The 26,115-nt window shown below is 74.4% G+C and carries 21 protein-coding genes; 9 read left to right on the forward strand and 12 right to left on the reverse strand.

All coding sequences use genetic code 11. The features are described from left to right. From IE98_RS0117530 to IE98_RS0117550, 5 genes are all read left to right on the forward strand, one after another. Window positions 1-771, forward strand: a 771-nt coding sequence (locus IE98_RS0117530; protein ID WP_030269951.1) for an LLM class flavin-dependent oxidoreductase, incomplete at its 5' end; no start/stop codon positions are given. Window positions 772-931: 160 nt separating this feature from the next. Then, window positions 932-1,651 carry a hypothetical protein gene (locus IE98_RS0117535; protein WP_030269952.1) on the forward strand — a complete coding sequence of 240 codons (720 nt, stop codon included), beginning with the start codon at window positions 932-934 and terminating at the stop codon, window positions 1,649-1,651. A 103-nt stretch (window positions 1,652-1,754) separates the two neighbouring features. After that, window positions 1,755-2,159, forward strand: a complete 405-nt coding sequence (locus IE98_RS0117540; protein ID WP_030269953.1) for a hypothetical protein — start codon at window positions 1,755-1,757, stop codon at window positions 2,157-2,159. A 91-nt stretch (window positions 2,160-2,250) separates the two neighbouring features. Beyond that, the gene (locus IE98_RS0117545; protein WP_043174418.1) at window positions 2,251-3,168 is read left to right on the forward strand and encodes a hypothetical protein; all 918 of its coding nucleotides are present in this window, start codon (window positions 2,251-2,253) and stop codon (window positions 3,166-3,168) included. An 82-nt stretch (window positions 3,169-3,250) separates the two neighbouring features. Further along, window positions 3,251-4,066: an HAD family hydrolase gene (locus tag IE98_RS0117550; RefSeq protein WP_030269958.1), complete on the forward strand. Its 816-nt coding sequence runs from the start codon at window positions 3,251-3,253 to the stop codon at window positions 4,064-4,066. A 39-nt stretch (window positions 4,067-4,105) separates the two neighbouring features. On the opposite strand, the gene IE98_RS0117555 is transcribed toward IE98_RS0117550, so the two are convergent. The 12 genes from IE98_RS0117555 to hisC all read right to left on the reverse strand — a co-directional run bounded on the left by IE98_RS0117555 (window position 4,106) and on the right by hisC (window position 21,028). Then, window positions 4,106-5,875, reverse strand: coding sequence for a GAF domain-containing protein (locus IE98_RS0117555; RefSeq protein WP_030269960.1), 1,770 nt, complete (start codon window positions 5,873-5,875; stop codon window positions 4,106-4,108). Between the two features lie 246 nt (window positions 5,876-6,121). Further along, the gene (cydD, locus tag IE98_RS0117560; protein WP_030269962.1) at window positions 6,122-9,562 is read right to left on the reverse strand and encodes a thiol reductant ABC exporter subunit CydD; all 3,441 of its coding nucleotides are present in this window, start codon (window positions 9,560-9,562) and stop codon (window positions 6,122-6,124) included. Beyond that, window positions 9,562-10,569, reverse strand: coding sequence for a cytochrome d ubiquinol oxidase subunit II (cydB, locus tag IE98_RS0117565; protein WP_030269964.1), 1,008 nt, complete (start codon window positions 10,567-10,569; stop codon window positions 9,562-9,564). The genes cydD and cydB overlap by 1 nt, the downstream gene beginning before the upstream one ends. Before the next feature lie 13 nt (window positions 10,570-10,582). After that, window positions 10,583-12,124, reverse strand: a complete 1,542-nt coding sequence (locus IE98_RS0117570) for a cytochrome ubiquinol oxidase subunit I (protein WP_030269966.1) — start codon at window positions 12,122-12,124, stop codon at window positions 10,583-10,585. 264 nt (window positions 12,125-12,388) lie between these two features. Further along, the gene (locus tag IE98_RS0117575; RefSeq protein ID WP_420706197.1) at window positions 12,389-13,606 is read right to left on the reverse strand and encodes a sensor histidine kinase; all 1,218 of its coding nucleotides are present in this window, start codon (window positions 13,604-13,606) and stop codon (window positions 12,389-12,391) included. 372 nt (window positions 13,607-13,978) lie between these two features. After that, window positions 13,979-14,737 carry a response regulator transcription factor gene (locus IE98_RS0117580; protein WP_043174420.1) on the reverse strand — a complete coding sequence of 253 codons (759 nt, stop codon included), beginning with the start codon at window positions 14,735-14,737 and terminating at the stop codon, window positions 13,979-13,981. 119 nt (window positions 14,738-14,856) lie between these two features. After that, the gene (locus IE98_RS0117585; protein WP_043174421.1) at window positions 14,857-15,537 is read right to left on the reverse strand and encodes a VC0807 family protein; all 681 of its coding nucleotides are present in this window, start codon (window positions 15,535-15,537) and stop codon (window positions 14,857-14,859) included. Between the two features lie 111 nt (window positions 15,538-15,648). After that, entirely contained in the window at window positions 15,649-16,326 is a 678-nt protein-coding gene (locus tag IE98_RS50110) for a DUF5666 domain-containing protein (protein ID WP_052390635.1), read from the reverse strand. A 16-nt stretch (window positions 16,327-16,342) separates the two neighbouring features. Beyond that, window positions 16,343-17,545: an ABC transporter permease gene (locus IE98_RS0117595; protein ID WP_030269975.1), complete on the reverse strand. Its 1,203-nt coding sequence runs from the start codon at window positions 17,543-17,545 to the stop codon at window positions 16,343-16,345. Further along, entirely contained in the window at window positions 17,542-18,318 is a 777-nt protein-coding gene (locus tag IE98_RS0117600) for an ABC transporter ATP-binding protein (RefSeq protein ID WP_030269976.1), read from the reverse strand. Before IE98_RS0117600 ends, IE98_RS0117595 begins: the two co-directional genes overlap by 4 nt. Further along, window positions 18,318-19,670, reverse strand: a complete 1,353-nt coding sequence (locus IE98_RS0117605; protein ID WP_052390636.1) for an efflux RND transporter periplasmic adaptor subunit — start codon at window positions 19,668-19,670, stop codon at window positions 18,318-18,320. Before IE98_RS0117605 ends, IE98_RS0117600 begins: the two co-directional genes overlap by 1 nt. Before the next feature lie 278 nt (window positions 19,671-19,948). Continuing rightward, complete coding sequence (gene hisC / locus IE98_RS0117610) at window positions 19,949-21,028, reverse strand: histidinol-phosphate transaminase (RefSeq protein ID WP_030269978.1); 1,080 nt, start codon at window positions 21,026-21,028, stop codon at window positions 19,949-19,951. Between the two features lie 340 nt (window positions 21,029-21,368). Between hisC and IE98_RS0117615 the strand changes: the two genes are divergently transcribed. The 4 genes from IE98_RS0117615 (at window position 21,369) to IE98_RS0117630 (ending at window position 26,105) form a co-directional block, all read left to right on the forward strand. Continuing rightward, entirely contained in the window at window positions 21,369-22,535 is a 1,167-nt protein-coding gene (locus IE98_RS0117615) for a LacI family DNA-binding transcriptional regulator (protein ID WP_030269982.1), read from the forward strand. 159 nt (window positions 22,536-22,694) lie between these two features. Next, a complete protein-coding gene (locus IE98_RS0117620) occupies window positions 22,695-23,894 on the forward strand; it encodes a metallophosphoesterase (protein ID WP_159400954.1) in 1,200 nt (399 codons plus the stop codon). A gap of 279 nt (window positions 23,895-24,173) precedes the next feature. Then, on the forward strand, window positions 24,174-25,028 hold the full coding sequence (locus IE98_RS0117625) for a hypothetical protein (protein WP_030269986.1): 855 nt from the start codon (window positions 24,174-24,176) through the stop codon (window positions 25,026-25,028). A gap of 168 nt (window positions 25,029-25,196) precedes the next feature. Then, entirely contained in the window at window positions 25,197-26,105 is a 909-nt protein-coding gene (locus tag IE98_RS0117630) for a glycerophosphodiester phosphodiesterase (protein WP_052390637.1), read from the forward strand. Window positions 26,106-26,115: the final 10 nt, after the last annotated feature.

Below are 26,115 nucleotides of genomic sequence, written 5' to 3' on the forward strand. Positions count from 1 at the left end.
CGGTCGTTCCGGGACGAGCCGTGGTTCGGGTCGGTGCCGACGCTGACGGCCGCCGCGGCGGCGACCGAGCGGATGCGGCTCGGCACGCTGGTGACCTCGCCGAACTTCCGCCACCCGGTGACGCTGGCGAAGGAGCTCGTCACGCTGGACGACGTGTCCGGCGGCCGTACGACGCTGGGCATCGGGGCCGGCGGGGTCGGGTTCGACGCGACGGCGCTCGGGCAGGAGGCGTGGTCGCCGAAGGAACGGGCGGACCGCTTCGGCGAGTTCCTTCCGCTGCTGGACGAGCTGCTGCGCGAGGACTCGACCACGCGGACGGGCACCTACTACTCGGCCGTCGAGGCGCGGAACATCCCGGGCTGCGTGCAGACGCCGCGGGTGCCGTTCTACGTGGCGGCGACCGGCCCGCGCGGACTGCGGCTGGCCGCCGAGTTCGGCCAGGGCTGGGTGACGTACGGGGACCCGAAGGGCCCGGCGGACGTCCCCGTGGAGCAGGCGCCCGCGGTGGTCGCCGCCCAGTTGGCGAAGCTCACCGCGGCCTGCGAGGCCCGCGGCCGGGACTCGGCCGAGCTGGAGAAGGTGCTGCTCCAGGGTTCGACGGCGGAGAAGCCGCTGCAGTCCCTGGACGCCTTCGTCGACTGGGCCGGCACCTACCGCGAGCTCGGCATCACCGAGCTGGTGGTCCACTGGCCCGTCCCGGACTCCGTCTTCGAGAACGACCTCGCGGTCTTCGAGCGGATCGCCACCGAGGGCCTGGCGCAGCTGGGTTGAACCGTCCCGCCGGGGTGCGCCCGCCGTTGCGCGCGGTGCGCCCCGACGAAGGCGGCGATCGCAAACCGTTACCCACCGGTGCGATCTGATGATGATTTAGTTGTCCTCCGTGACACATCCATTCATACGAAGGACAACCGCCGTCTGCGGCCTCGCTTCCGTGCTGCTGCTCTCCGCGTGCGCCGGATCCGGCCCGGGCGGCGCAGCGGCGCCCCCGTCCGCGGCCGTCGCGCCGTCCGCCGTCGCGCCGTCCGCCACGGGGGCGGCCGGCTCGGGTGCGCCCGCGGTGCGGGAGGCGCCCGACGCGCCGGCGCTGGCCGCCTCGGTCGCGTTGAAGCCGCAGGAGTGGGCGGCCGGGTTCGTGCCCGGCGACCCGTACGAGGTGGCCGCACTGGCCGAGCGGATGGTCGACACCTCCTGCGCGTACGTGCCGAACTCCCAGGGCACCGGCCTGGTCGGGGCGATGGCGCGGACGGTGCGCCGGTCGGCGTCCGGCGCTGCCGCCGCGGTGCTCGGCCGTTCGGCCGCCGAGGTGTACGTGCGGGCCGAGGACGCGCACGAGGCGGTCTCCGCCCTGCGGACCGACGCCCGCCGGTGCCAGGAGGTGACCGACGAGCAGTACGGCCGGAAGTACCGGGCCACCCGCGAGGTCGCGCCGCCGCGGACCACCGCCGCCGACGAGGTCTACGCCGAGGAGGGGCAGACCTCGGCGCTGAGCGCCGGCGCGGCCGAGTTCCCGTTCGTCCACGTCGCGGCCCGCCGGGGTGCGACGGTCGTCGAGGTGTTCGTGGCGGTGGAGCAGGCGCAGGGCGTGGCCGCCGCGCGCGAGCAGTCCCGCACGGTGCTGGCCTCCCTGCTGGGCAAGCTGCCCCCGCAGTAGGCGGCGTCGGCGCGGCAGCGCGCCGCGGAGTGTCCGCAGCGGTCGGTGATACGGGGAGGGGGTATCGTCGGCCGGGGCGGGACACCACGGCGGAGGGGGCACGGTGCGCGGCAGGACGACCGGCGCCAGGACGGCCGTGCTCTGTGCCCTGTTGCTCGGCCTGTTCCTGATGCACGGCAGCCCGGCCTCGGCCGCCGACGGCTGCCACGCCGCCCGCCGTCCGGGCATGCCGGCCGTCGCCGCGCACTCCCACGGGTCGGCCGTCCCGGCGGCCGCAGGTCCGGCCGTCCGCGCACCACAGCCGTACGGCACCGGCGGTCACTGCGTCTCCACCCAGGCACGGGGCGGCGCGCCGCTGCCCGCACCGGGGCCGGCCCCGCTGTGCGGGGACGGTGCGGCGGCCGGACGGGTCGGCCCGGGTGCCGCACCCGCGGCCGGGGAGAGCGGACGGGCGCCGCCGGACGGCGGGCGCGGGCTGCTGCTCAAGGTGTGCGTGGCGCGCAGGTGAGGGCACCACCCGGCTCCCCCACGGGATCCGGGCGCCGCCACCTGCCCTCCCCGGGCCCCGCCGAGGGGCCCGCACACCTCGGAGCACACCTGTGACCACGAAGAACCGACGGACCCGCGTGCTCGCGGCCGCCCTCCTCGCCCTCGCCCTGACCGGCTGCGGTTCGGCCGCGAGCGGTGACGGCATGTCCGGCATGCACCACGGCCAGGACGGCCACATGCACGCCACGGCCTCCGGCTCGGCGGAAGCGGGGCACGACATGCCCGGCCACGACGCGACCGGCCACGGTTCCGCCGCCGGCAGCGGACTCGCCGCCGAGCAGGGCGGCTACCGGCTGGACCTGACTGCGGCCGAACTGCCCGCCGGCTCCCCCGCCGAGCTGCGGTTCACCGTCGCCGGACCGGACGGCGCCCGGCTGACCGCCTTCCAGCCCGAGCAGACCGAGCGGATGCACTTCTACGCGATCCGCTCCGACCTCACCGGGTTCCAGCACCTGCACCCCGCGATGGCCGCCGACGGCACCTGGACGGCACCGCTGACCGCGCTGCAGCCGGGCAGCTGGCGGGTGTACGCCTCGTTCGTGCCGGACGCCGGCCCGGGCAAGGGCGCGGGCCTGGTGCTCAGCCGCCCGGTGACCGTGCCCGGCACCGCCGCCGACACCCCGCTGCCCGCCGCCGCGGCGACGACCACCGTGGACGGCTACACGCTGACCGTGGCGGGCACGCCCACCGCGGGCACCGCCGCCGAGCTGAAGGTCACCGTCAGCAAGGACGGCCGGCCCGTCACCGACCTGCAGCCCTACCTCGGCACCTTCGCCCACCTGACCGCCTTCCACGCCGGCGACCAGGCCTTCGCCCACGTGCACCCGCAGCCGGTGGAGGGCGCTGCGGGCGGGCCCGAGCTGACCTTCCACGCCGAGCTGCCGGAGCCCGGCGACTGGCGGCTGCACCTGCAGTTCCGGACCGGCGGCACGCTGCACACCGCCGCGCTGACCCTGCGAGCCGCCTGACCCCGCGTCCCGGGAGGCCCGCCCCGGCCCTCCCGGGACCGCCCCCTCCCGGGGCCGCGGCCCGGTACGCGAAGATGGACCGGTGACCCCCACCACCCCGCGCCCCCGCCTGATCGCCACCGACCTGGACGGCACCCTGCTGTGCAGCGGCGGCACCGTCTCCGACCGGACGGCGTCCGCCCTGGCCGCGGCCGAGCGGGCCGGCCTGCAGGTGGTCTTCGTGACCGGCCGCCCGCCGCGCTGGATGGCGCAGCTCAGCGGGCACATCGGCGGCCACGGGGTGGCCATCTGCTCGAACGGCGGCGCGGTCGTCGACGTGCGGCGCGGCGAGCTGCTGGAGACCTTCCCGCTCGGTGCGGAGGAGGCCCTGGCGGTGGTCCGGGCCCTGCGCGAGCGGCTGCCCGGCACCGCGTTCGCCTTCGAGTTCCCCGGCGGCTTCGCCCGGGAGCCCGAGTACACGCTGGTGATGTGGGAGTCGGACAAGGAGCACCCGGTCGCGGACGCCGAGAAGCTGATCGCCGACGGCCGGGTCGACGGCCTGTTCAAGCTGCTCGCCAAGCACCCCGACCTCGACCCGGACACCTTCCTCGTCCGGGCCCGCGAGGCCGCCGGGCACCTCGCCGAGATCACCCGGTCCAGCCCGGTCAGCCTGCTGGAGATCAGCGCCGCCGGCGTCACCAAGGCGAGCACCCTGGCCCGCTGGTGCGGCGAGCAGGGCATCGACCGCAGCGAGGTGGTCGCCTTCGGCGACATGCCGAACGACCTGGAGATGCTCGCCTGGGCCGGCGCCTCGTACGCCGTCGCCAACGCCCACCCGGACGTGCTCGCCGCCGTGGCCCGGCACACCGTGAGCAACGAGGACGACGGCGTGGCGGCCGTCATCGAAACGCTCTTCTGAGCCCCCTGCGGACGGGACCCGCGGGCGCGGCGGAAACGCTCAGAGCCTGGCCGTCCAGCGGACCCGGGTGCCGCGGCCGCGCGGACCGGGTTCGTGCCAGGCGTCGCCGCCCAGGGCCTCGGCGCGCCGGGTGAGGTTGCGCAGCCCGCTGCGGCGGCCCCCGTCGGGGATGCCCACGCCGTCGTCGGTGACGGTCAGCAGCACGCCCGGCCGGCCGCCCTCCAGCGCCTCCGGGTCACCGCCGAGCGGCCGCCCCTCGGCATCCAGGTGCACGGTCGCGTCGACCTCCACCGCCACCCGGGAGGCCCGGGCGTGCCGGGCCGTGTTGGACAGCATCTCCCGCAGCGCGGCGAGCAGCTGACGGCCCGTACCGGCCCCCACGAGGCTCTCCACCGGGCCGGTGAAACCGACCGACGGCTTGAAGCCGAGTGCCGCCGCGGCCTGACTGGCCTCCCGCAGCACCCGGGTGCGCAGGGTGTCCGGCTCGTTGCCGGTGTCGTGCTGCAGGGCGTAGATCGTGGTGCGGACCTCCTGGATCGTCGCGTCCAGCTCGTCCACCGCCTTGCCGATGCCCTCCTGCACCTCCGGGACGACCGCCCGGCGGGCCGCACCCTCCAGCATCATCCCGGTGGCGAACAGCCGCTGGATCACCAGGTCGTGCAGGTCGCGGGCGATCCTGTCGCGGTCCTGGAACACCGCCAGCCGCTGCTGGTCGCGCTGGCCCTCGGCGAGCCGCAGCGCCAGCGCCGCCTGCGAGGCGAAGGTCTGCGCGAGCTGCTTCTCGCCGTCGGTGAACGGGGCCGTCCCCCGCGTCCGCCACACCACCAGCCCGCCGAGCACCCGGCCCGACGAGACCATCGGCACCGCCAGCGCCGGACCGAACCGGCGGGCCAGCCGGATCACCACGTCCGGATCGGTGGACATGTCGTCGAAGTAGACGCTCTCCCCCGCCAGCAGCCGGCCCGCGAAGCCGCCCTGCGGCATCAGCTCGCCGCGGACGAACTCGGCGGCCTCGCCCGAGGCGTGCGCCACCCGCAGCCGGCCGTCCGCGGTCGGCAGCAGGATCATCCCCAGGGCACCGTCCGCCAGGTCCCGGACCTGCTCGGCGGCGACCGTCAGCGCGACCTCGGCCTCGTCCGTGGAGAGCAGTGCCGTCGTCACCGCCGCCGCACCGGCGATCCACCGCTCGCGGCGGCGCCCCGCCTCGTACAGCCGGGCGTTCTCGATCGCCACCCCGGCGGCCGTCGCCAGCGCCTGCACGACCTGCTCGTCCTCCGGGGTGAAACCGCCGCCGCCCTGCTTCTCGGTGAGGTACAGGTTGCCGAACACCTCGCCGCGGACCCGGATCGGCACACCCAGGAACGAGGTCATCTGCGGGTGGTGCGGCGGGAAGCCGGAGGAGCGCGGGTCCTGCCGCAGGTCGGCCAGGCGCAGCGGCTCGGGGCGGTCGATCAGGGCGCCGAGGATGCCGCGGCCGGTGGGGAGTTCGCCGATCCTCGCCGCCGTCTCGTCGTCGATGCCGACGTGGATGAAGTCGGAGAGGCCGCCGTGCGGGGAGACCACGCCGAGGGCGGCGTACTCGGCGTCGACCAGTTCGGCGGCACCGGCGGCGATCCGCTGCAGCGTCATGTGCAGGTCCAGACCCGCGCCGACCGAGACCACGGCCTCCAGCAGGCGCTGCATCCGGTCGGTGACGGCGGCGGCCGACTGCAGGCGTTCGGACACCTCGCTGACCAGGGTGTCCAGGCCCAGCGAGGAGATCTCCGAGACCCTGCCCCGGCTCCGGCCCCGCTCGTCGAACGGCTCCATGCAGCCGAGCGTATGCCGCACCGCACCACCCTGCAGGAAGGGCGCCTGCGGAGAGCACCCCCAGGTGCAGCCACATCAGGGGCGCGGGGAACTGCGCAGTCCGGGAGTGGTCCACCGACTGAATCGCGCCGACCCCTGGTTCGTACGTCACCCGCATCCGACGTGCGCAGTTCCCCGCGCCCCTGGGGTGATCCCTGCAGTGCCCGGCACACCCGTGGGGTGGCCCCTGCAGGTGCCCGGTCTGGGTTACGCCTGGACTGCGGGGGTGAGTTCGTGGTGGGCGAGGGTGGCGAGGTGGGAGTGGGGGCGGGTGATGAGGTCGGACCAGCGGCCGCGTTCGGCGATGCGGCCGTGGTCGAGGACGAGGACCTCGTCGACGGTGGTGTCGTCGAGGCCGGCCAGGCGGTGGGTGATGAGGAGGGTGGTGCGGCCGGCGGTGGCGGCGAGGAGGTCCGCGGTGAGGGCGTCGGCGGTGGGCAGGTCGAGGTGTTCGGCGGGCTCGTCGAGGATGAGCACGGGGAAGTCGGCGAGCAGGGCCCGGGCGAGCGCGAGCCGCTGGCGCTGGCCGCCGGAGAGCCGGGCGCCGTGTTCGCCGACCATGGTGTCGAGTCCGTCGGGGAGGGTGTCGACCCAGGGCAGCAGGCGGGCGGCGGCGAGCGCCCCGCGGAGGTCGTCCTCGTCGGCGTCCGGCCGGGCGAGCCGCAGGTTCTCCCGCAGGGAGCTGTCGAAGACGTGGGCGTCCTGCGCGCAGAGGCCGATCACCCGGCGGACGTCCTCGCCGGTGAGGGTGCGGGTGTCGACGGCGTCCGGCCCGAGGGTGACGCTGCCGGAGGTCTGGTCGAGGAACCGCAGCAGGACGTGGGCGAGGGTGGTCTTGCCGGAGCCGGAGGCGCCGACGACGGCGATCCGGCGGCCGGGGTCGAGGTCGAGGTCGATGCCGTGCAGGGCGTCGGTGTCCTGTCCGGGCCAGCGGGCGGTGAGGCCGCGGACGGCGACCGGCAGGGGGGCCGCGGGCAGGGGGCGGGGTGCGGTGGGTTCGGTGACGGGTTCGGGGGCGGTGAGGACCTCGTCGAGGCGGGCCTTGGCGGTGCGGCTGCGCTCGCGGAAGCGGACGGCGGTGGGCATCCCGGCGACGGCCTCGAACGCGGCGAGCGGGGTGAGCACGACGACGGCGAGGCAGACCCCGGGCAGGGCGCCGGTGGCGACGCCGTGCACGCCGACGGCGGCGGCGAGGACGACGGTGAGTCCGGTGACGAGGGTGGTGAGTCCGGTGCCGAGGGCGGTGCCGGCGGCGGAGCGGGCGGCGAGGGCGGTGAGCCGGTCGTCGGCGTCGCGGGCGGCCGCGAGGCGGCGGGGGAGGGCGCCGGCGACGGTGAGTTCGGCGGTGCCGGTGAGGGTGTCGAGGACGGCGGTGGTGAGGGCGCCGCGGGCGGCGGCCTGGCGGCGTTCGGCGCGGCCGGAGATCCGCGCGGCGAGCGCGGGGACGGCGGCGCCGGCCAGCAGCAGGCCCAGGGCGAGGACGGCTCCGGCGGCGGGCAGCAGCAGGCCGAGTGCGGCGGCGGAGCCGGCCGAGACGAGCACGGCGACGGCGACGGGCAGCCGCCAGCGCAGGTGGTGGTCCTGGACGGCGTCGACGTCGGCGACGAGCCGGGCGAGCAGGTCGCCGCGGCGGAAGGCGGGCAGCCCGGCGGGGGCGAGCCGTTCGAGGCGGCGGTAGACCGCGACCCGGACACCGGACAGCGCCTTCAGGACGGCGTCGTGGGAGACCAGCCGTTCGGCGTAGCGGAAGACGGACCGGCCGATGCCGAAGGCGCGGACGGAGGTGACGGCGACCATCAGGTACAGCACGGGCGGCATCTCGGAGGCGCGCGAGATCAGCCAGCCGGAGGTGCCGAGGAGGGCGACCGCGCAGCCGAGGGCGAGGGTCCCGAGCAGGACGGCGCCGGCGAGGCGGGGCCGGGTCGGCGGGTGGGGTTCGGGTCCGTCCTCGGTGACGGGCCGGACCTGCACGGGCGGGACGGGCGCGGGCGGGACGGGCGCGGGCAGCGGTCCGGCCGGGGCGTCGGCGGCGGGGCCGGGCAGGTGGTGGACGCGGTCGGCGGCGGCGAGCAGCGCGGGCCGGTGGGCGACCAGCAGCACGGTGCGGGTGCCGTGCAGGGCGCGGACGGCGTCGACGACGGCGGCCTCGGTGGCGTTGTCGAGGTGGGCGGTGGGCTCGTCGAGGACCAGCAGCGGACGGTCGGTGAGCAGGGCGCGGGCGAGCGCGAGGCGCTGCCGCTGCCCGGCGGAGAGGCCGGCGCCGCCCTCGCCGAGCGGGGTGTCGGGGTCGGCGAAGTCGAGGGCGTGGGCGGCGGCGAGCGCGGCGCGGACCTCGCCGTCGGTGGCCCCGGGGCGGGCGAGCCGGACGTTCTCCGCGACGGTGCCGGCGAAGAGGTGGGGGTGCTGGGGGACCCAGGCGATCTGCCGCCGCCACTCCTCGGGGTCGAGGTCGGCGAGGTCGTGGCCGCCGACCCGGACGGTGCCGGCGTCGGGCCGGACGAAGCCGAGCAGTGCGGCGATCAGGGTGGACTTGCCGGCGCCGCTGGGCCCGGTGAGGGCGGTGGTGGTGCCGGGTTCGAGGGTGAGGGTGGCGTCGTCCAGGGCGGGGGTGCTGCGGCCGGGCCGCAGCACGGTGACCCCGTCGAGTTCGACCGCGGCGGTGGCGAGCGGCGGGACGGGCCGGGTGCCGGCGGCGGGCAGCGGGGTCTCCAGCAGGTCGAAGACCTGTCCGGCGGCGCTGAGCCCCTCGGCACTGGCGTGGTAGAGCGCGCCGACCTGGCGGATCGGCAGGTGGACCTCGGGGGCGAGGACGAGGACGAGCAGCCCGGTCTCCAGGTCGAGGGTGCCGTCGACGAGCCGGAAGCCCACGGAGACGGCGACCAGGGCGACGGAGAGGGTGGAGAGGAGCTCCAGCGCGAAGGAGGAGACGAAGGCGATCCGCAGGGTGCGCAGGGTGGCGCGGCGGTGCTCGTCGGTGATCCGGGCGATGGTGCGGGCCTGGGCCCTGGCCCGGTCGAAGACCTTGAGGGTGGGCAGGCCGGCGACCACGTCGAGGAAGTGGTGGGAGAGCCGGGCGAGCTGCTGCCACTGGCGGTCGGTGCGGGCCTGGGTGGCGAGGCCGATCAGCACCATGAAGAGCGGGATGAGCGGCAGGGTGACGGCGATGATCGCGGCGGAGACCCAGTCGGCGCCGAGGATCCGGGCGAGGACGACGGCGGGGACGACGACGGCGAGGGCCAGCTGCGGGAGGTAGCGGGCGAAGTAGTCGTCGAGGGCGTCGATCCCGCGGGTGGCGAGGGCGGCGAGTTCGCCGGTGCGGCGGCCGTCGAGGGCGTCGGGGCCGAGTGCGGTGGCGTGGTCGAGCAGCCGGCCGCGCAGGGTGGACTTGACCCGGGCGACCGAGCGGTGGGCGGTGAGTTCGGTGAGCCAGGCGACGGCGGCCCGCCCGGCCGCGGTGGCGGCCAGGGCGAGCAGCGGTCCGGTGAGGTAGTACCGGTGCTGTTGGAAGGCGCGGACGACGATCTCGGCGATCAGGCCGGCCTGGAGGACGACCAGGACGGCCCCGGCTCCGCCGAGCAGGACGGAGCCGGCGAGGAAGGCGCGGGTGGCGGCGGCGTACCGCAGCAGCCGGGGGTCGACGGGCTTCATCAGTGGTGCACGGCCGCGGGGATGTGCTGGACGCCGATCCGCCGGCGGAACACCCAGTACGTCCAGCCCTGGTAGAGCAGCACGATCGGGGTGAAGACCAGGGCGACGACGGTCATCACCTTGAGGGTGTAGGCCGAGGAGGCGGCGTTCTCGACGGTGAGGCTCCACGCGGGGTTCAGGGTGGAGGGCATCACGTCGGGGAAGAGCGAGAGGAAGAGCATCGCGGTGGCGGCGGCCACGGTGGTGCCGGAGAGGGCGAACGCCCAGCCCTCGCGGCCGACCTGGTTGGCCGCCAGGGCGCCGAGCAGGGCGAGCACGGCGACGACCAGGGCGGCGAGGCTCCAGCCGTCGCCGGAGTCGGCCTGGGTCCAGATCAGGAAGGCGGCGGCGAGGACGGCGGTGGCGAGCCCGAGCCGCAGGGCCTGGGCCCTGGCCCGTTCGCGGATCTCGCCGACGGTCTTGAGCGCGGTGAACACGGCGCCGTGGAAGGTGAAGAGCACCAGGGTGGTGAGCCCGCCGAGGATCGCGTACGGGTTCAGCAGGTCCCAGAAGGTGCCGGTGTAGTTCTTCTGCGCGTCGATGTCGACGCCGTGGACGATGTTGGCGAAGGCGACGCCCCAGAGGAACGCGGGGATCAGGGAGGTCCAGAAGATGGCCAGCTCCCAGTTGCGCTGCCAGTTCTCCTCGGTGCGCTTGGCCCGGTACTCGAAGGCGACCCCGCGGACGATCAGGCAGACAAGGATGACCAGCAGTGGGATGTAGAAGCCGCTGAACAGGGTGGCGTACCAGTCGGGGAAGGCGGCGAAGGTGGCGCCGCCCGCGGTCAGCAGCCACACCTCGTTGCCGTCCCAGACCGGGCCGATGGTGTTGATCAGGACGCGCCGCTCGGTGGTGTTCCGGGCCAGCGTGCGGGTGAGGACGCCGACGCCGAAGTCGAACCCTTCGAGGAAGAAGTAGCCCGTCCACAGGACGGCGATGAGGATGAACCAGAGGTCGTGGAGGTGCATGCCGTTTCCGTCCTCAGTAGGCGAAGGCGAGGGGCTTGTCGGCGTCGTCGCCGTCGGACGGGCCGCGCAGCACCGGGTCCTTCGCGGGCGGCCGCTCCGAGGTGTCGGGGCCGGGCTCGGCGTACTTGACGAGGAGTCGGACCTCGACGACGGCGAGGATCGCGTAGAGCGCCGTGAGGGTGACGAGCGAGCCGGTCTGCAGGCCCACGCCGACGCTGGGGGAGGAGGCGTTGGCGGTCTTCATCAAGCCGAAGACCACCCAGGGCTGGCGGCCCATCTCGGTGAAGATCCAGCCGAAGCTGTTGGCGAGCAGCGGGAAGCCCATGGTGAGGATGCCGATCCGCCAGCTCCACCGGGTGAAGAAGGTGTTCATCTCGCGGTTCTTGGTGAGCATCAGGCGGGGCGGTTCCTCCTCGCCGGTGCGGTACTCCTCGGCGAGCCAGAACCTGCGCCGGGTGGTCCACAGGCCGATCAGCGCGGCGACGAAGGACGTCATGCCGAAGCCGATCATCAGGCGGAAGCCCCAGTAGGTGACGAAGATGTTCGGGATGTAGTCCTCGGGCTGCCCGCCGTACTTCGCGGCCTCCGCGGCCGCCGTGTCGTTGATGCCGGGGACGGAGCTGGAGAAGTCGCTGTGGGCGAGGAAGGACAGTATTCCGGGGATCTCCAGCTCGACCGAGTTGTGGCCGCGGGAGACGTCGCCGACCGCGAAGATCGAGAACGGGGCGGGCGACTGGGTGTCCCACAGGGCCTCGGCGGCGGCCATCTTCATCGGCTGCTGCTCGAACATGACCTTGGCCAGGGTGTCGCCGCTGACGGCGGTGCCGAGGCCGGCGACCACGGCCATGGCCAGGCCGACCCGGAGCGAGGTGCGCATCGCGGCGGTCTTCCGGCCGTCGGTCTCCTTGCCGCGCTTGGCCCGCCACAGGTGGAACGAGGCGATGCCGACCACGAAGGCGGCGCCGGTGAGGAAGGCGGCGGTGAGGGTGTGGAAGGCCTGGACGAGGGTGGTGTTCTGGAACAGCACCCGGGCGATGTCGGTGAGCTGCGCCTTGTGGGTCGCCGGGTCGACCTTGTAGCCGACGGGGTGCTGCATCCAGGAGTTGGCGGCGAGGATGAAGTACGCGGAGAGCACGGTGCCGAGCGCGACCATCCAGATGCAGGCGCAGTGGATCTTCTTCGGCAGCCGGTCCCAGCCGAAGATCCACAGGCCGATGAAGGTGGACTCGAAGAAGAAGGCGATCAGCGCCTCCATCGCGAGCGGGGCGCCGAACACGTCGCCGACGAAGCGCGAGTAGTCGGACCAGTTCATGCCGAACTGGAACTCCTGCACGATGCCGGTGACCACGCCCATCGCGATGTTGATCAGGAAGAGCTTGCCCCAGAACTTGGTGGCGTGGAAGTACTTCTCCCTGCCCGTCCGCACCCAGGCGGTCTCCAGACCGGCGACGGTCGCGGCCAGACTGATCGTCAGCGGGACGAACAGGAAGTGGTAGACGGTGGTGATGCCGAACTGCCATCTGGCGACCGTCTCGTGCGCGACTGCCAGGTCCACAGCGCTCTCCTCACATTCGCCATCATTCGGACAAACGGGTGTATAGCACGCATCCACCCCGAACCATGCCAAGCTTGTCCGCTTGTGAAAGTGAACACGTTCACAAGCGCAGTATGCACCACTCCTACATCGGCGGATGAGGCGGGGGGTGTGTTCGTGCGTCCATCGGATGATCCGACGGACGCGGTGGCGCTCACAAGCAACGACCGGGCGGGTCGGTTCGACGACCCGGCACTTGACAGGGCGGGCCGGCGGACGACCGGCTCAGAGCTGGCGCGGCAGCAGCACCCGGAAGGCGGCGCCGTCGCCCGGTGCGGTGTCCAGCGTCAGGCTGCCGCCGTGCGCGCTCACCAGGGCCGAGGCGATGGCCAGGCCGAGGCCCGCTCCCCCGCCCTCGCGACGGCTGCGCGAGGCGTCCACCCGGTAGAACCGCTCGAAGACCAGGGCGGCCTGGTCGCCCGTCAGGCCCGGCCCGCGGTCGGCGACCTCCAGCAGGCAGCGGCCGTCCACCGCCCCGACGCCGATCCGCACCGCGGTGCCCGGCGGGGTGTGCTTCACCGCGTTGCCGACCAGGTTGGTGACCACCTGCCGCAGCCGCGCCTCGTCGCCCATGACCGGGGCGGCCTGCGGCGCTCCGGCACCGGCCGGGCCGGTCAGCGAGACGGGCCGGCCCGGGTCCAGCGCGGTCAGGTCGTGCAGGGCGTCCGCGGCGAGGGTGCGCAGGTCCATCGGGGCGAGGTCGAGCGGGCGCTCCTCGTCGAGCCGGGCCAGCATCAGCAGGTCCTCGACCAGGCCGCCCATCCGGACGGCCTCCGCCTCGATCCGGTCCATCGCCCGGTCGGTGTCCGGCAGCGCGCCCATCCGGTGCAGTTCGGCGAAGCCGCGGATGCCGGCCAGCGGGGTGCGCAGTTCGTGCGAGGCGTCGGCGACGAAGCGGCGCATCCGCGCCTCGGACTCGGCCCGGGCCGCGAACGCCGCCTCGATCTGCGCCAGCATCCCGTTCAGTGCGGCGGACAGCCGGCCGACCTCGGTGCCCGGTGCCAGCTCGGGCATCCGGTGCGAGAGCTCGCCGGAGGCGATCCGGGCGGCGCCCTCCTCGATCCGGCGCAGCGGTCCCAGCCCGGCCCGGACGGCGAACAGGCCGAGCACGGCGATCAGCAGCAGCACCGCGCCGCCGATCGCCAGGAAGGCGGTGCGCAGCCGGTTGACGGTGCTGCGGACGTCGTCCAGGGAGACCGCCACCAGCACGTAGGCGGGCAGCTGGGTGCTCTGGCCGGTCGCGGTCGGGGAGCCGGAGGCACCGCCCGGCATGCCGACGGCGGCGCCCGGGTCGACCGGCAGCACCAGGACGCGCCACTCCCCCGCGTCGCGCTCGGCGGGCACGTCGAAGGCGGTGCGCTCGTGCGAGGCCAGGGTGCCGCCGGTGAGTCCGCCGAGGTAGGGGGCGCCGTCCGAGTCGCTGACCGGCTGGCGCAGCACCATCTCCACCGCGCCGTCGGCGGACAGGTACTGGACGACGTACTGGCTGGGCAGGAACTGGTTGATCCGCCGCCCGGCGCCGGCCGCGCCGCCGGGCCCGCTGCCGTCGGTCTGGCCCGGTGCGGCACCGCCGGACCGCTGGCCGGTGCCGTTCTGGCCGCCCTGGCCGTTCTGCTGGCCGCCCGCCGGCATCCGGCCGGGGACGCGGCGGGAGAGCGGTTCGCCGAAGCGCTGCAGCTGCTGGTCGGTGCGTTCGACCAGCTGCGACTCGACGGTGGCGATGACCAGGGTGTCGCTGACCACCAGGCCGGTGGTGACCAGCAGCAGGGCCAGTACGAGCAGCCGGACGCGCAGGGAGAGCCGGGCGAGCAACGGTCAGGCCTGCGGCGGGCGGCGCAGCGCGTAGCCGATGCCGCGGACGGTGTGGATGAGCTTGGGCCCGTGCACGGAGGCGCCGGAGTCGAGCTTGCGGCGCAGGTAGGAGATGTAGGACTCGACGATGGAGAGGTCGCCGCCGAAGTCGTAGGCCCACACGTGGTCGAGGATCTGCGCCTTGGAGACCACCCGGCCGACGTTGGCCATCAGGTAGTGCAGCAGCTTGAACTCGGTGGGGGAGAGCGAGACCGGGTGGCCCGCCCGGGTCACCTCGTGCGCGACCGGGTCGAGGGTGAGGTCGGCGACGATCAGCCGGCCGTCCTCGGCGGGGCCGCCGGCCCGGCGGAGGATGGCCCGGATCCGGGCTATCAGCTCCTCCAGGCTGAACGGCTTGGTGACGTAGTCGTCCGCGCCGAGGGCGAGGCCCTGGACCTTGTCGCCGGTGGCGTCCCGGGCGGTGAGCAGCAGCACCGGCACGTGCTCGCCGGCGGCCGGCCACCGGGTCTGGTCGCGCAGCCGCTCGACGACGGTGAAGCCGTCGAGGTCGGGGAGCATCACGTCGAGGACGACGAGGTCGGGCCGCTCGGCGGCGACGGCGGCGAGGGCCTCCTCGCCGGTCGCCGCCGAGGCCACCCGGAAGCCGGAGAACCGCAGGCTGGCGGAGAGCAGTTCGCGGATGTTCGGCTCGTCGTCGACGACGAGCAGGAACGCCTCACCGGGAGCGGCCGCCCCGCCTGCGGTCTGTACTGTCCCTGACACGTGCGCTGCGCCTCCCGGTCCTCACGAAATCTTCTCATCGGACGATAGCCCGGGAAGGCTATGCGGGGTTGATGAAAGTTGGATGATGCTGGCCCCGCCATCGTAAGCGCTCCACCCGGCTACCCGGCGGTCACCGCCGAAGCCGCCGCGGCCGCCGCACCGCGGGCCCGGGCGCGCTTGGCGTAGAGCACCGTCCACAGCACCAGCAGGCCGGTCACGGCGTAGGCGAGCACCGAGTTCACCGCGACCATGGCGCCGGTGGACAGCACGTACGCGAGGCCGACCCGGACGATCGCCTCGACGACGTAGCCGAGGCCCCAGCCGAGGGTCAGGTTGCGCTGCACCCGGCGGAAGCCCTCGAACTGCCAGAGGCCGTTCCACCGGGCCAGGCCCTCGGCGCTGCCGTCGGTGCCGAACTTCCGGCCGAAGTAGAACATCAGCGGCCGGGGCGCGGCCAGCGAGACCAGGCAGACCACCCCGAACAGCCCGGTCACCAGCGAGTCCTTGACCAGCAGCAGCCGGGCGCTGTTCGGGCCGGCCACCGTGACCAGCACGGTGATCGCCAGGAAGACCAGGGTGATCGCGGCGAACTCGTCGACCCGCCGGTGCCAGGCGAGGTAGACGATCACGTCGACCACCGGCCACAGGCCGGAGAGCAGCAGGGCGGTGACCTCGCCGTGGCCGTGGTCGACCAGGTTGTTGTAGGTGAGCAGCGGCGCCACGACGTTCAGGCCGATGGTCAGCACCCAGCCGAGCGCGGTCGCGCCGCCGCCACCGCGGGCGGGCTTGTTCTCCGACACGGTTTCCCCCGATTTCTCTGTACATGTCGAGCCCGGACAGCCTAGTGAGGCCCCGTCAGGTCCGCCATGAAAGAAATGGTCAAGAGGGCCCCCGCCGGGCCCGTCCGGGAGTCAGCGGCTGCCGGTTCCCGCGCCGCCGTTCGCCGTCCCGCCGGTGCCGCCGTTGCCCGTGCCGCCGCCGCGTCCGCCGAAGCCCCCGAAGCCGCCGGCCGCGCCCTCGGTGAGCTGGGTGGCGGTGTAGGTGCCGTCCGAGCCCTTCTGGCCCAGCACGGTGACGGTCTGTCCGGGCTGCAGGTCGCCGACCTTGCCCTCCTTGTTGAGGGTGACCTTGGTGCTGTCGCCGGTGGTGACCTTGACGGTGTTGCCGGAGGCGTCGGTCAGGTAGACGGTCGTGCCGTCCACCGAGGCGACGGTGCCGCGGGTGAAGCCGCCGCCCTGGCCGCCCGGGAGGTTGCCGCCGGCGTTCCCGCCGGCGCTCCCGGCCCGGCCGCCGCCGTAGCCGCCCGCGCCGCCGCCGTAGCCGCCGAAGCCGCCCGGCCCCGCGCCCTGGCGGCCGGCCGTCGCCTGCCGGCCGCCGCCGTTCCCGTCGCCCTTGGCGTACCAGGCGCCGCCGGCGAAGGCCGCGGTGGCTATCACCGCACCGGCCAGCACCAGGGTGGGCCAGGGCAGACGGGGGCGCGGCGGGGCGGCGAGCTCCGCGGCGATGTCGCGGGCGTCGGGCGCGGTGTTCAGCAATTCGGTCGCCTCGACCGGGCCGAGGCTGCGGCCGGGCTCGTTCTCGCTGGTCATGTCGGATGCTCCTGGGTCACTCGTGGCGGAGGGCTTCGATCGGGCGCAGCGAGGCGGCCCGGCTGGCGGGGTAGCTGCCGAAGAACAGTCCGATGGCGACGGCGATGCCGAAGGCGCCGAGGACGGACTCCGGGATGACCACCGGCTCGATGCCGACGATCGTGAAGTGCGAGCCGATCAGGCCGGCCGCGACGCCGAGGCCGGCGCCGGTCACCGAGAGCAGGGTGGACTCGGTGAGGAACTGGCCGAGGATGACCGCGCGGGGGGCGCCGAGCGCCTTGCGGATGCCGATCTCCCGCGTCCGCTCGGTGACGGTGACCAGCATGATGTTGGTGATGCCGATGCCGCCGACCAGCAGCGAGATCGCGGCCACCGCGCCGAGCAGCACGGTGAAGGTCTTGGTGGTGGACTCCCGGGCGGTGAGCAGCGAGGTCTGGCTGCTGATCCGGAAGTCGGCCTTGGTCGGGTCGGCGATGGCGTGGGTGCCGAGCAGGATGCGGGTGATGTCGCCCTGTGCCTCGGTGGTGGCCTCGGCGGAGGTGGCCTGCACCATGATCTGGTTGACCGAGCCGAAGCCGGTGAAGGCGTTCTGCACGGTCGGCAGCGGGGCGATCACCACGTCGTCGGGGTCGTTGAAGCCGGTGGAGCCCTTCGGGGTGAGCACGCCGACCACGGTGAAGGGGGTGCCGCCGATGGTGATCCGCTTGCCGACCGGCTCCTCGGTGTCGAAGAGCTGCTTGGCGGTGGTGGCGCCGATCACCGCCACCTTGCGGGAGTTGAGGACGTCGTCGTTGGAGAAGTAGTCGCCGTCCCTGACCTTCTGGTTGGCCGTCTCGAAGTAGGCGGGGTAGGTGCCGACGATAGAGCCCGGCTGGTACGAGATGTTCCCGTACAGCGCGGTGCCGGAGGTGGTGACGACCGGTGCCACCGACTTGATGGACGTGCTGTCGGCGTCGGTGGCGAGCGCCTTGGCGTCGGCCACGGTGAGCGCCTTCGCGGCCGTGGCGGCCCCGCGGCCGGCGTTGGAGGAGACGGTCAGCGCGTTGGTGCCCAGCGAGGTGATGGACGCCTTCACCGCCTCCGAGGAGCCGTTGCCGACGGCGAGCAGCAGGATCACCGAGGCGACGCCGATGAGCACGCCGAGCATGGTGAGGGCCGAGCGGACCTTGTTGGCGACCAGGCCGCCGACCGCGAAGCGGATCATCTGCCAGAGGATCACGCGGGCACCTCCGCGGCGAGGGCGGGCGGCGGGCCGTCCACCGGGGCGCGGCGGACGTCCTCCACGACCGCGCCGTCGACCAGCCGCAGCACCCGCTTGGCGTGCAGCGCGACCTCGTCCTCGTGGGTGATCACCACGACGGTGCGGCCGGAGGCGTTCAGCCGGTCGATGATCGCCAGCACCTCGGCGGTGGAACGGGAGTCCAGGTTGCCGGTGGGCTCGTCGGCGAGCAGCAGGGCGGGGGCGGTGACCAGCGCGCGGGCGACCGCGACGCGCTGCTGCTGGCCGCCGGAGAGCTCGTTGGGCTTGTGCTGGGCACGGTCGGCGAGGCCGACCAGCTCCAGCGCGGCGAGCGCGCGGCGGCGCCGTTCGGCGGCCCGCACCCCGGCGTAGGCGAGCGGCAGCTCGACCTGGGCCAGGGCGGTGGTGCGGGGCACCAGGTTGAACGACTGGAACACGAAGCCGATCTTGCGGTTGCGCACCAGCGACAGCCGGCTCTCGTCGAGGTGGCCGACGTCGGTGCTGTCGAGCAGGTAGCGGCCGGAGCTGGGCACGTCCAGGCAGCCGAGGATGTTCATCAGGGTGGACTTGCCGGAACCCGAGCTGCCCATCACGGCGACGTAGTCGCCCTCCTCGATGTCGAGGCTGACGCCCAGCGGCTCGCCGGTGCCCGGTGCCGACGGGCCGCGCAGCGCGTGCACGGCGGAGTCGCCCTGGCCGTACGACTTGGTGACCCGGCTGATCCGGATCACCGGGGGCTTGGTGGCGGCCATCAGCGGTTGCCACCGCCGGTGCGGGTGCCGCCGGTGCCGCCGCCGGTGCGGGTGCCGCCGCCACCGAAGCCGCCCGTGCCGCCGAGGCCGCCGGCCGCGCCGGGGAAGGCGCCGTTCGGGAAGCCGTTGCCGGTGGCGGCGGTGGTGGAGGTCAGCTCGACCTTGTCGCCCTCGGCGAGGCCCTCGACCACCTGGACGGTGCTGTCGCCCTCGATGCCGACGGTGACCGACACCCGCTCGGTGGAGCCGTCCTCGTGGACGACGGTGGCGGTGCGGGAGCTGCCGGTGCCGGCCAGCGCGGCGGTGGGCACCGAGAGCGCGTTGTTGGCCTCGCCGACGACGACCGAGATGGTCGCGCTCAGACCGGTGCGCAGCTTGGCGGTGTCGCTGGTGATCTGCAGCACCGCGCCGTACTGGACGGCGCTGCCGCTGCCGCCGGAGGAGCTGGGCAGCGAGCTGACGGACAGCACGGTGGCGTTCAGCTTGGTGTCGGACTGGGCGTTGAGCGTGACGGTGGCGGACTCGCCCTTCTTCAGCTTGAGCGAGTCGAGCTCGGAGAAGTTGGCGCTCACCTGCATGCCGGTCGGGTTGGTCAGCACCACGAAGCCGGTGGGGGTGCCGGAGGAGGAGGACGTGCTGCCGGTGCCCGTGCCGCTGCCGCTGCTCTTGCTGCCGCTGCCCGAGGAACCGCTGCCGGCGGAGCCGCCCGTGCCGGTGCCGCTCACGGAGTCGCCGGCCTTGCCGGCGACCGAGGCGACCGTGCCGTCCGCGGTGGCCTTGAGGGTGGTGCCGTCGAGGGCCGTCTCTGCGTTGGTGAGGGCCGTCTCGGCGGAGTCCACCTGCTGCTGGGCCTGGGCCACCTGGGCGGCGTCCACCTTGGTGGTGGTCGTGGTGGTCGGCGTCTGCTGGGCGGTGCTGCCGCCGCGGCCGCCGGTGCCGCCGGTCGTGGTGGTGACGGTCTCGCCGGCCTTGGCCTTGGTGAGGTTGGCCCTGGCGGTGGCCAGGGCCGACTCGGCGGCGTCCACGTCCTGCTGGGCGGCGGTGGTGTCGACGGTGGCCAGCACCTGGCCCTTGGTCACGGTGTCGCCGACGGCGACCTTGACCGAGGTGAGCCGGCCGCCGGTGACGAAGTCCTGCCCGGTGTCGGAGGGCGAGGAGAGCGTGCCGGAACCGGACACGGTGGCGAGGACCGTGCCCTTGGCGACCGTGGCCGTCCGCACGCGGGTCCCGCTGGCGGCGGAGCTGGTTCCGGAGTCCAGGGTGGTGTACGCCAGGGCGGCCCCGCCGACCAGGGCCACACCGAGCGCGGAGTTGACGAGGACGGCACCACGCCGTCGCGGGAGCACCTTCATGGCGGACAGCTTCGCCCCGCGCTCTTTCCGGTTGCTGGCGCCCCCCTGGGAGCCCGCTGGGACCGTCAATCCGGACAATCCACGCGTACCACTGCGTCAGGGCGGTTCTCTCTACCCTCCGGGGATGAACCGTTGATCCGGCTCCCAGGAAGTTCCCAGCCTTTACGCCCGAGCTTCTGAACTTGCCGGGTTCCCGCCGGGACGGGTACGGGCGTGCGACGGGCCCGCCGCCGTCGCCGGCGGCGGGCCCGTCGGGGGACCCCCGCGGGGTCCTCGGCTCAGAGCTCCTTGCGGAAGGCCTCGGCGGTCGCCAGGAAGATGTCGTTGCCGGCGGTCTCGCCGATCGACACCCGGACGCCCTCGCCCGGGAACGGGCGGACGACCACACCGGCCGCGGCGCAGGCGGCGGCGAAGTCGACGGTGCGCTCGCCGAGCCGCACCCAGACGAAGTTGGCCTGCGAGTCGACGACCGTCCAGCCCTGGGCGCGCAGCCCGGCCAGCACCCGGCTGCGCTCGGCGACCAGCGTCTCGACCCGCTCCAGCAGCGCCTCCTCGGCGCGCAGCGAGGCGACGGCGGCGTCCTGGGCGAGCTGGCTGACGCCGAACGGCACCGCGGTCTTGCGCAGCGCGGTGGCCACCGGCTCGTGGGCGACCGCGAAGCCGACCCGCAGGCCGGCCAGGCCGTACGCCTTGGAGAAGGTGCGCAGCACGCAGACGTTCGGCCGGTCGCGGTAGAGGTCGATGCCGTTGGGCACCTCGGCGTCGCGGATGAACTCGATGTAGGCCTCGTCGACCACGACCAGGATGTGGCCGGGCACGGCGTCGAGGAAGCGCTCCAGCTCGGCGCGGTGGATCACGGCGCCGGTGGGGTTGTTCGGGTTGCAGACGAAGATCAGCCGGGTGCGGTCGGTGATCGCGGCGAGCATGGCGTCGAGGTCGTGCTCCTCGTCCGCGGTCAGCGGCACGGGCACCGGGGTGGCGCCGGCCACCTGGGTGATGATCGGGTAGGCCTCGAAGGAGCGCCAGGCGAAGATCACCTCGTCGCCGGGGCCCGCGGTGGAGAGCACCAGGGACTGTGCGACGCCGACCGAGCCGGTGCCGGTGGCGATGTGCTCGGCCGGGACGCCGAAGCGGGCGGAGAGCTCCTCGGTGAGGCCGGTGACGGCCATGTCCGGGTAGCGGTTGAACGAGGCCGCGGCGGTGGTGACCGCCTCCAGCACGCCGGGCAGCGGCGGGTAGGGGTTCTCGTTGGAGGACAGCTTGTACGCGTCGGCACCGGCCGGCTTGCCCGGCTTGTAGGTGGGGATGCCGTCCAGGGTCGGCCTCAGCCGGGGCCCCTGCGCTGCGGTACCGCTCACGGTCGTTCTCCTTCTGTGCTCTCTTGGGCGCACGTGCCGGGCCGCGCACACCGGGTTCGCCGATCCCGCGCCGCCCCTCGCCACACACCCGCGCCACCCCGGTCGGGTGCCCCGCACGATACCGGCCGGGCTCACCCATGCGGGTGAGATGCCCGATCGGGTTACGGGTGCAGATCAGCCATTCTGCCGCGTCCCCACGGCACATGTCAGAGGTAACAGCCCCGGATCGGAGCGGGTATCGAAGGGTGTGATCCGTTCCGACTCTTGGAGAAACGTATCTTCAGACCGGTGGCCGGGCCCGGTCACAGCCTGCTGTCATGCGCCATACGATCGGTCCGCCATGACAGCAGCAGCCAACCAGAGCGGTCGGCGGTCCGCCTCGCGGCGCCTGGAGCGGGCCGGCATCCGGGACGTCGCGGCGGCCGCCGGAGTGTCGATCACCACGGTCTCCGACGCCCTCAACGGGAAGGGCCGCCTGCCCGAGGAGACCAGAAGCAGGGTGCGCGAGGTCGCCGAGCGCCTGGGCTACCGCCCTTCCGCGGCCGCCCGCACCCTGCGCACCGGGCGTTCGGGCCTGATCGGCCTCACCGTCACCACGTACGGCGAGGAGCCGTTCACCTTCACCGAGTTCGCCTACTTCGCGGAGATGGCTCGGGCCGCCACCAGTGCGGCGCTCGGCCGTGGCTTCGCCCTGGTCGTGCTCCCCGCCTCGTCCCGGCACGACGTCTGGAGCAACATCGCCCTGGACGGCACGGTGGTCATCGACCCGCCCGACCAGGACCCGCTGGTGACCGAGCTCTACCGGTCCGGCGTGCCCGTGGTCAGCGACGGCAAACCGGGCAACTGCCCGGTCACCGCCTGGGTCGACAACGACCACGAGGCCGCCGTGCTGGACATCCTCGACCACCTGTCGGAGGCCGGGGCCCGCCGGATCGGCCTGCTCACCGGAACGAGCACCGACACCTACACCCGGCTCTCCACCGAGGCCTACCTCGGCTGGTGCCGGCGGGTCGGCCAGGAGCCGGTCTACGAGACCTACCCGGCGCACGACCCGGCGGCCGGCGCGGTGGCGGCCGACCGGCTGCTCGCCCGGCCGGACCGCCCCGACGCGGTCTACGGCCTCTTCGACCCGAACGGCACCGACCTGCTGGCCGCCGCCCGCCGGTACGGCCTGCGCGTCCCGGACGACCTGCTGCTGGTCTGCTGCAGCGAGAGCGACGTCTACGCGGGCACCGAGCCGCCGATCACCACCCTCTCGCTCAAGCCCCGCAAGATCGGCACCACGGTGGTCAACCTGCTGATCGACGCCATCGAGGGAGTCGACCCCGGCTCGGGCGGCGGCCACCGCGCCGAGGGCGCACGGCTCTTCCCGCCGCGCTTCCGCACCGCGGGGACGGGACCGCCGCCGGGCACCCTGATGCCGACCGAGCTGATCGTCCGGGCCTCCTCGCAGCGGCGCAGCACGCGCAGGACGGTGAGCCCGCCCCGTTCGCCGGACGGGGGCTGAGCCGCGGTGCCAGCCCCGGCCCGGCCCGCTCCGGCACGAGGTCCAGACCATCCCAGACCGGGTCGGACCGGGCCGCCCGGCCCGGCCCGGTGACGCTCCGAAGGATTGGATGCCCACCAGGTGAGGACGCCGGGAGAGTGGTCTTCCTATGATGGTCGAATGACACCCGAGGACCGCTTCCCCGGGCCTGATCTGCCCCACTCAGGCCCCCGCCACCACCAGGACCTCGACGTGCTCCCGTACGGCTCCTACTACGAACCGTCCGAGCCGCCGGCCGGCTACGGCTACGACGAGACCCACAGCGGCTACGGCGGCGCGCACTACCTCGAACAGCACTGGCACGCCCCGGCCCACCACGGTGCGCACCCGGGCAGCCACGACGCCACCGTGCAGCTCGGCACGCTGCACCGGACGGGGCACGAGCAGGCCGTCCACGAGCAGCCGCCGGTGGCCGTCACGACCGGCGAGGACCCGCCGACCATCGAGCTCGGCCCGCCGCTCACCGAGCAGCCGGTGAACTTCCCGTACCCGCAGCCGGAGCCCGGCGAGGCGCCCGGCCCGCTGTACGTGATCGGCGACGTGCACGGCTACCTCGACGAGCTGCTCGCCGCCCTGCGCCAGGCCTCGCTGATCGACGCGGAGGGCCGCTGGGCGGCCGGCCGCTCCCGGGTCTGGTTCCTCGGCGACTTCACCGACCGCGGCCCCGACGGCATCGGCGTCATCGAGCTGGTCATGCAGCTCGCCGCGGAGGCCGCCGCGGCCGGCGGCTACTGCCGGGCCCTGATGGGCAATCACGAACTGCTCTTCCTCGGCGCCGCCAAGTACGGCGACGAGCCCGTCCAGTCCACCGCCGGCACCGCCTCCTTCCTCGCCGCCTGGCGCCTCAACGGCGGCCAGCAGCACGACCTGGACCGGCTGGAGTCGCACCACATCAGCTGGCTCTCCCGGCTGCCCGCGATGGCGCTGGAGGACGGCCACCTGCTGCTGCACTCCGACACCACCGCCTACCTCGAGTACGGCGAGTCGATCGCCGAGGTCAACGACGCCGTCCACGACCTGCTCGCGGACGAGGGCGCCGACGAGTGGTGGGACTGCTTCCGCCGCTTCACCAAGCGGTTCGCCTTCCGCGGCGAGAACGGCCCGGACGCCGTGCACGAGCTGCTCGGCGCCTACGGCGGCTACCGCGTGGTGCACGGCCACAGCCCGATCCCGTACCTCACCGGTGCGGTGCACGCGGACGACGGCGCGCCGCCGCACGTCCCGGGCCCTTACATCTACGCGGACGAGCTGGCCGTCGCGATGGACGGCGGGGTCACCATGGACGGCCGCCTGCTGATCGCCCGGCTGCCGGTGAACTGAACCGGCCGGTGACCGGCGGGCCGGACGCCGGGACCGGGGGCTGAACACCCGCGCCGCGGACCGAACACCCCCGCCCTTTCCTGACGGGGTGTCGGCGACAGCTGACGGAGCGTCGACGAAGGGCACGGAACACGTTCCGGAGGCACTGAAAATCCGGAAAGCGACTGTCTGAGCCTCGGTGGTCACCCCTACCATCGAGGCACCACGCAGCCGCCCGCCCGTCACCGGGCCGCCGCGTCGCACCAGTCCACCTCCGTGAATCAGCGGAACGGGGTCCCCATGACCGACGCCCCGCACCTGCTCGCCGAGGACCGCCCGGACTACGAGCGCATCCTCGACGAAGCACTGCGCGACGCAACCATCCTCGAAGCACTGCGCGCCCCCGACCACCACCTCAACGCCGAACAGCTCCGCACCAAGGCGATGCTCAACGCGGAGACCGTCGCCGCGGCCGCGGCACCGGAGTACCGCCACTACCTCGGGCTGCGCGAGAACCTCGGCCGCGCGCCCGCCCCGGCCCACCCCCACGGCGGCGGGCTCGGCGGCGAACTCTCCGGCCGGCTGCGCTCCGACGAGGGAGCCGGCCTGTTCCCGGTGCTCACCGTGCTCGCCCCGATCCTGTCCTGGTCCGCCGCCGCGCTGCTGCTCGCCATCGGGTACGCGCTGCGCGCCGCCCGGCCCGCCCTGGCGCTCGGCCGGAGCGTGGTCACCGCCGGCTGGGCCGCGATCGCGGTGGGCACCGCCGCGATGGCCGTGGGCATCGTCGGCCTGCTGCTCACCGCACTGCGGGACGGCTCCGCGGGCCCGGCCGGGCAGGACCCGAACCTCGCCGCCGACGTCGCCGAGGCCCGCCGGGCCTGGCACACCGCGCTGCGCGACCGCGCCCTGCTCCCCTACCTGCACGACAACCTCGGCTCCGCCCCTGCACTGTCCCCGCAGCCCGCGGGCCGGCCGGTGCCGCCCGACCTCCTGAGCCCCGGCTACAGCCGGCCCGGGTACAGCAGCGCCGGATTCACCAGCCCGGGCGTGGAGGGGCTGACCGACCAGGAGGGACGCGAGCCGCGGACGGCCGAGTTCACCAGCCCCGGCTACACCCCGCCCGGCTTCACCGGGCCCGACGAGGTCTCCAGCTGACCCTCCGTCCCCGGCGCTGCCCGCCGCACTCGCCGTCCGCCGCACCTGGTGCCGTGTCAGCCCGCGCGTCGCTCCCGTCACCCGGTCGGGCGGTCGCGCTGGGCCGAGCGGCGCACAGCACCCGTGGCACCGGCCCCCGGACCGGCGCGCGGGCCCACCATCCCCGGCATGAGGACCTCCCGGCGGACCCTGCGGGCCGCGACGGCGCTCGCCGCCGCCCTGGCGGCCACCGCGTTCGGGCTGCCCGCCGGCGGCGTGCACCGCACCGGGCCGCCGCCCGGCGCGGGCGACACCGCGGGAGCACCGTCCGCCGGCGGCGCGGTGCTGCCGCAGCCGGTGCCCGCCGTGCCGGTGCCGCGCTGCCCCTCGCTCGCCGTGGCCGGCCACCGCGGCGCGCCGACGGCCGCCCCGGAGAACACCCTGGCCGCCTTCCGGGCCGCCCTGGCCGGCGGCGCGGACTGGCTGGAGACCGATGTACGGACCACCCGGGACGGCGTTCCGGTGCTGATGCACGACGACACCGTCGACCGGGTCACCGACGGCCACGGCCGGGTGGCCGAGCTGACGGCCGCACAGATCGCCGCCCTGCACGTCACCGCCGGCCCCGGCCCCGCGCAGCCCGTCCCGACCCTCGACGACCTGCTCCACGAGCTCGCCGGCACCCGGACGAGACTGCTCATGGAGATCAAGGAGGAGCACGGCCCCTCGGACGCGGTGCGGGCGGCCCGCGCCGCCGCGGCGAGCGGGGCCGACGTGGTGCTGTACTCCTTCTTCCCCGCGATGCTGCAGGCCGCCCACCGGGCGGCACCGGGCCTGCCGGTCGTCCTCGTCCAGGGCCGGGCCGTCGCCCGGGACCCGGGCGGGCTGCGGCTGGACGGCATCGCGCTCGACGAGCCGCTCGCCACCGCCGGGCGGATCGCGCGCGAGCACGCCGCCGGCCGGCAGGTCTACGTGTGGACGCCGGACCACGACGCCGACTGGCGGGCGGCGGCCGACCGGCACGCCGACGCCGTGATCACCGACGTGCCCGCGGCCGCCCGGGTGTGGGCCGACGCCCACTGCCCGCCGGTGCTCTGACGCGCGGTCG

The organism is Streptomyces sp. NRRL B-24484 (assembly GCF_000717715.1).
In the GTDB taxonomy this organism is placed as follows: domain Bacteria; phylum Actinomycetota; class Actinomycetes; order Streptomycetales; family Streptomycetaceae; genus Kitasatospora.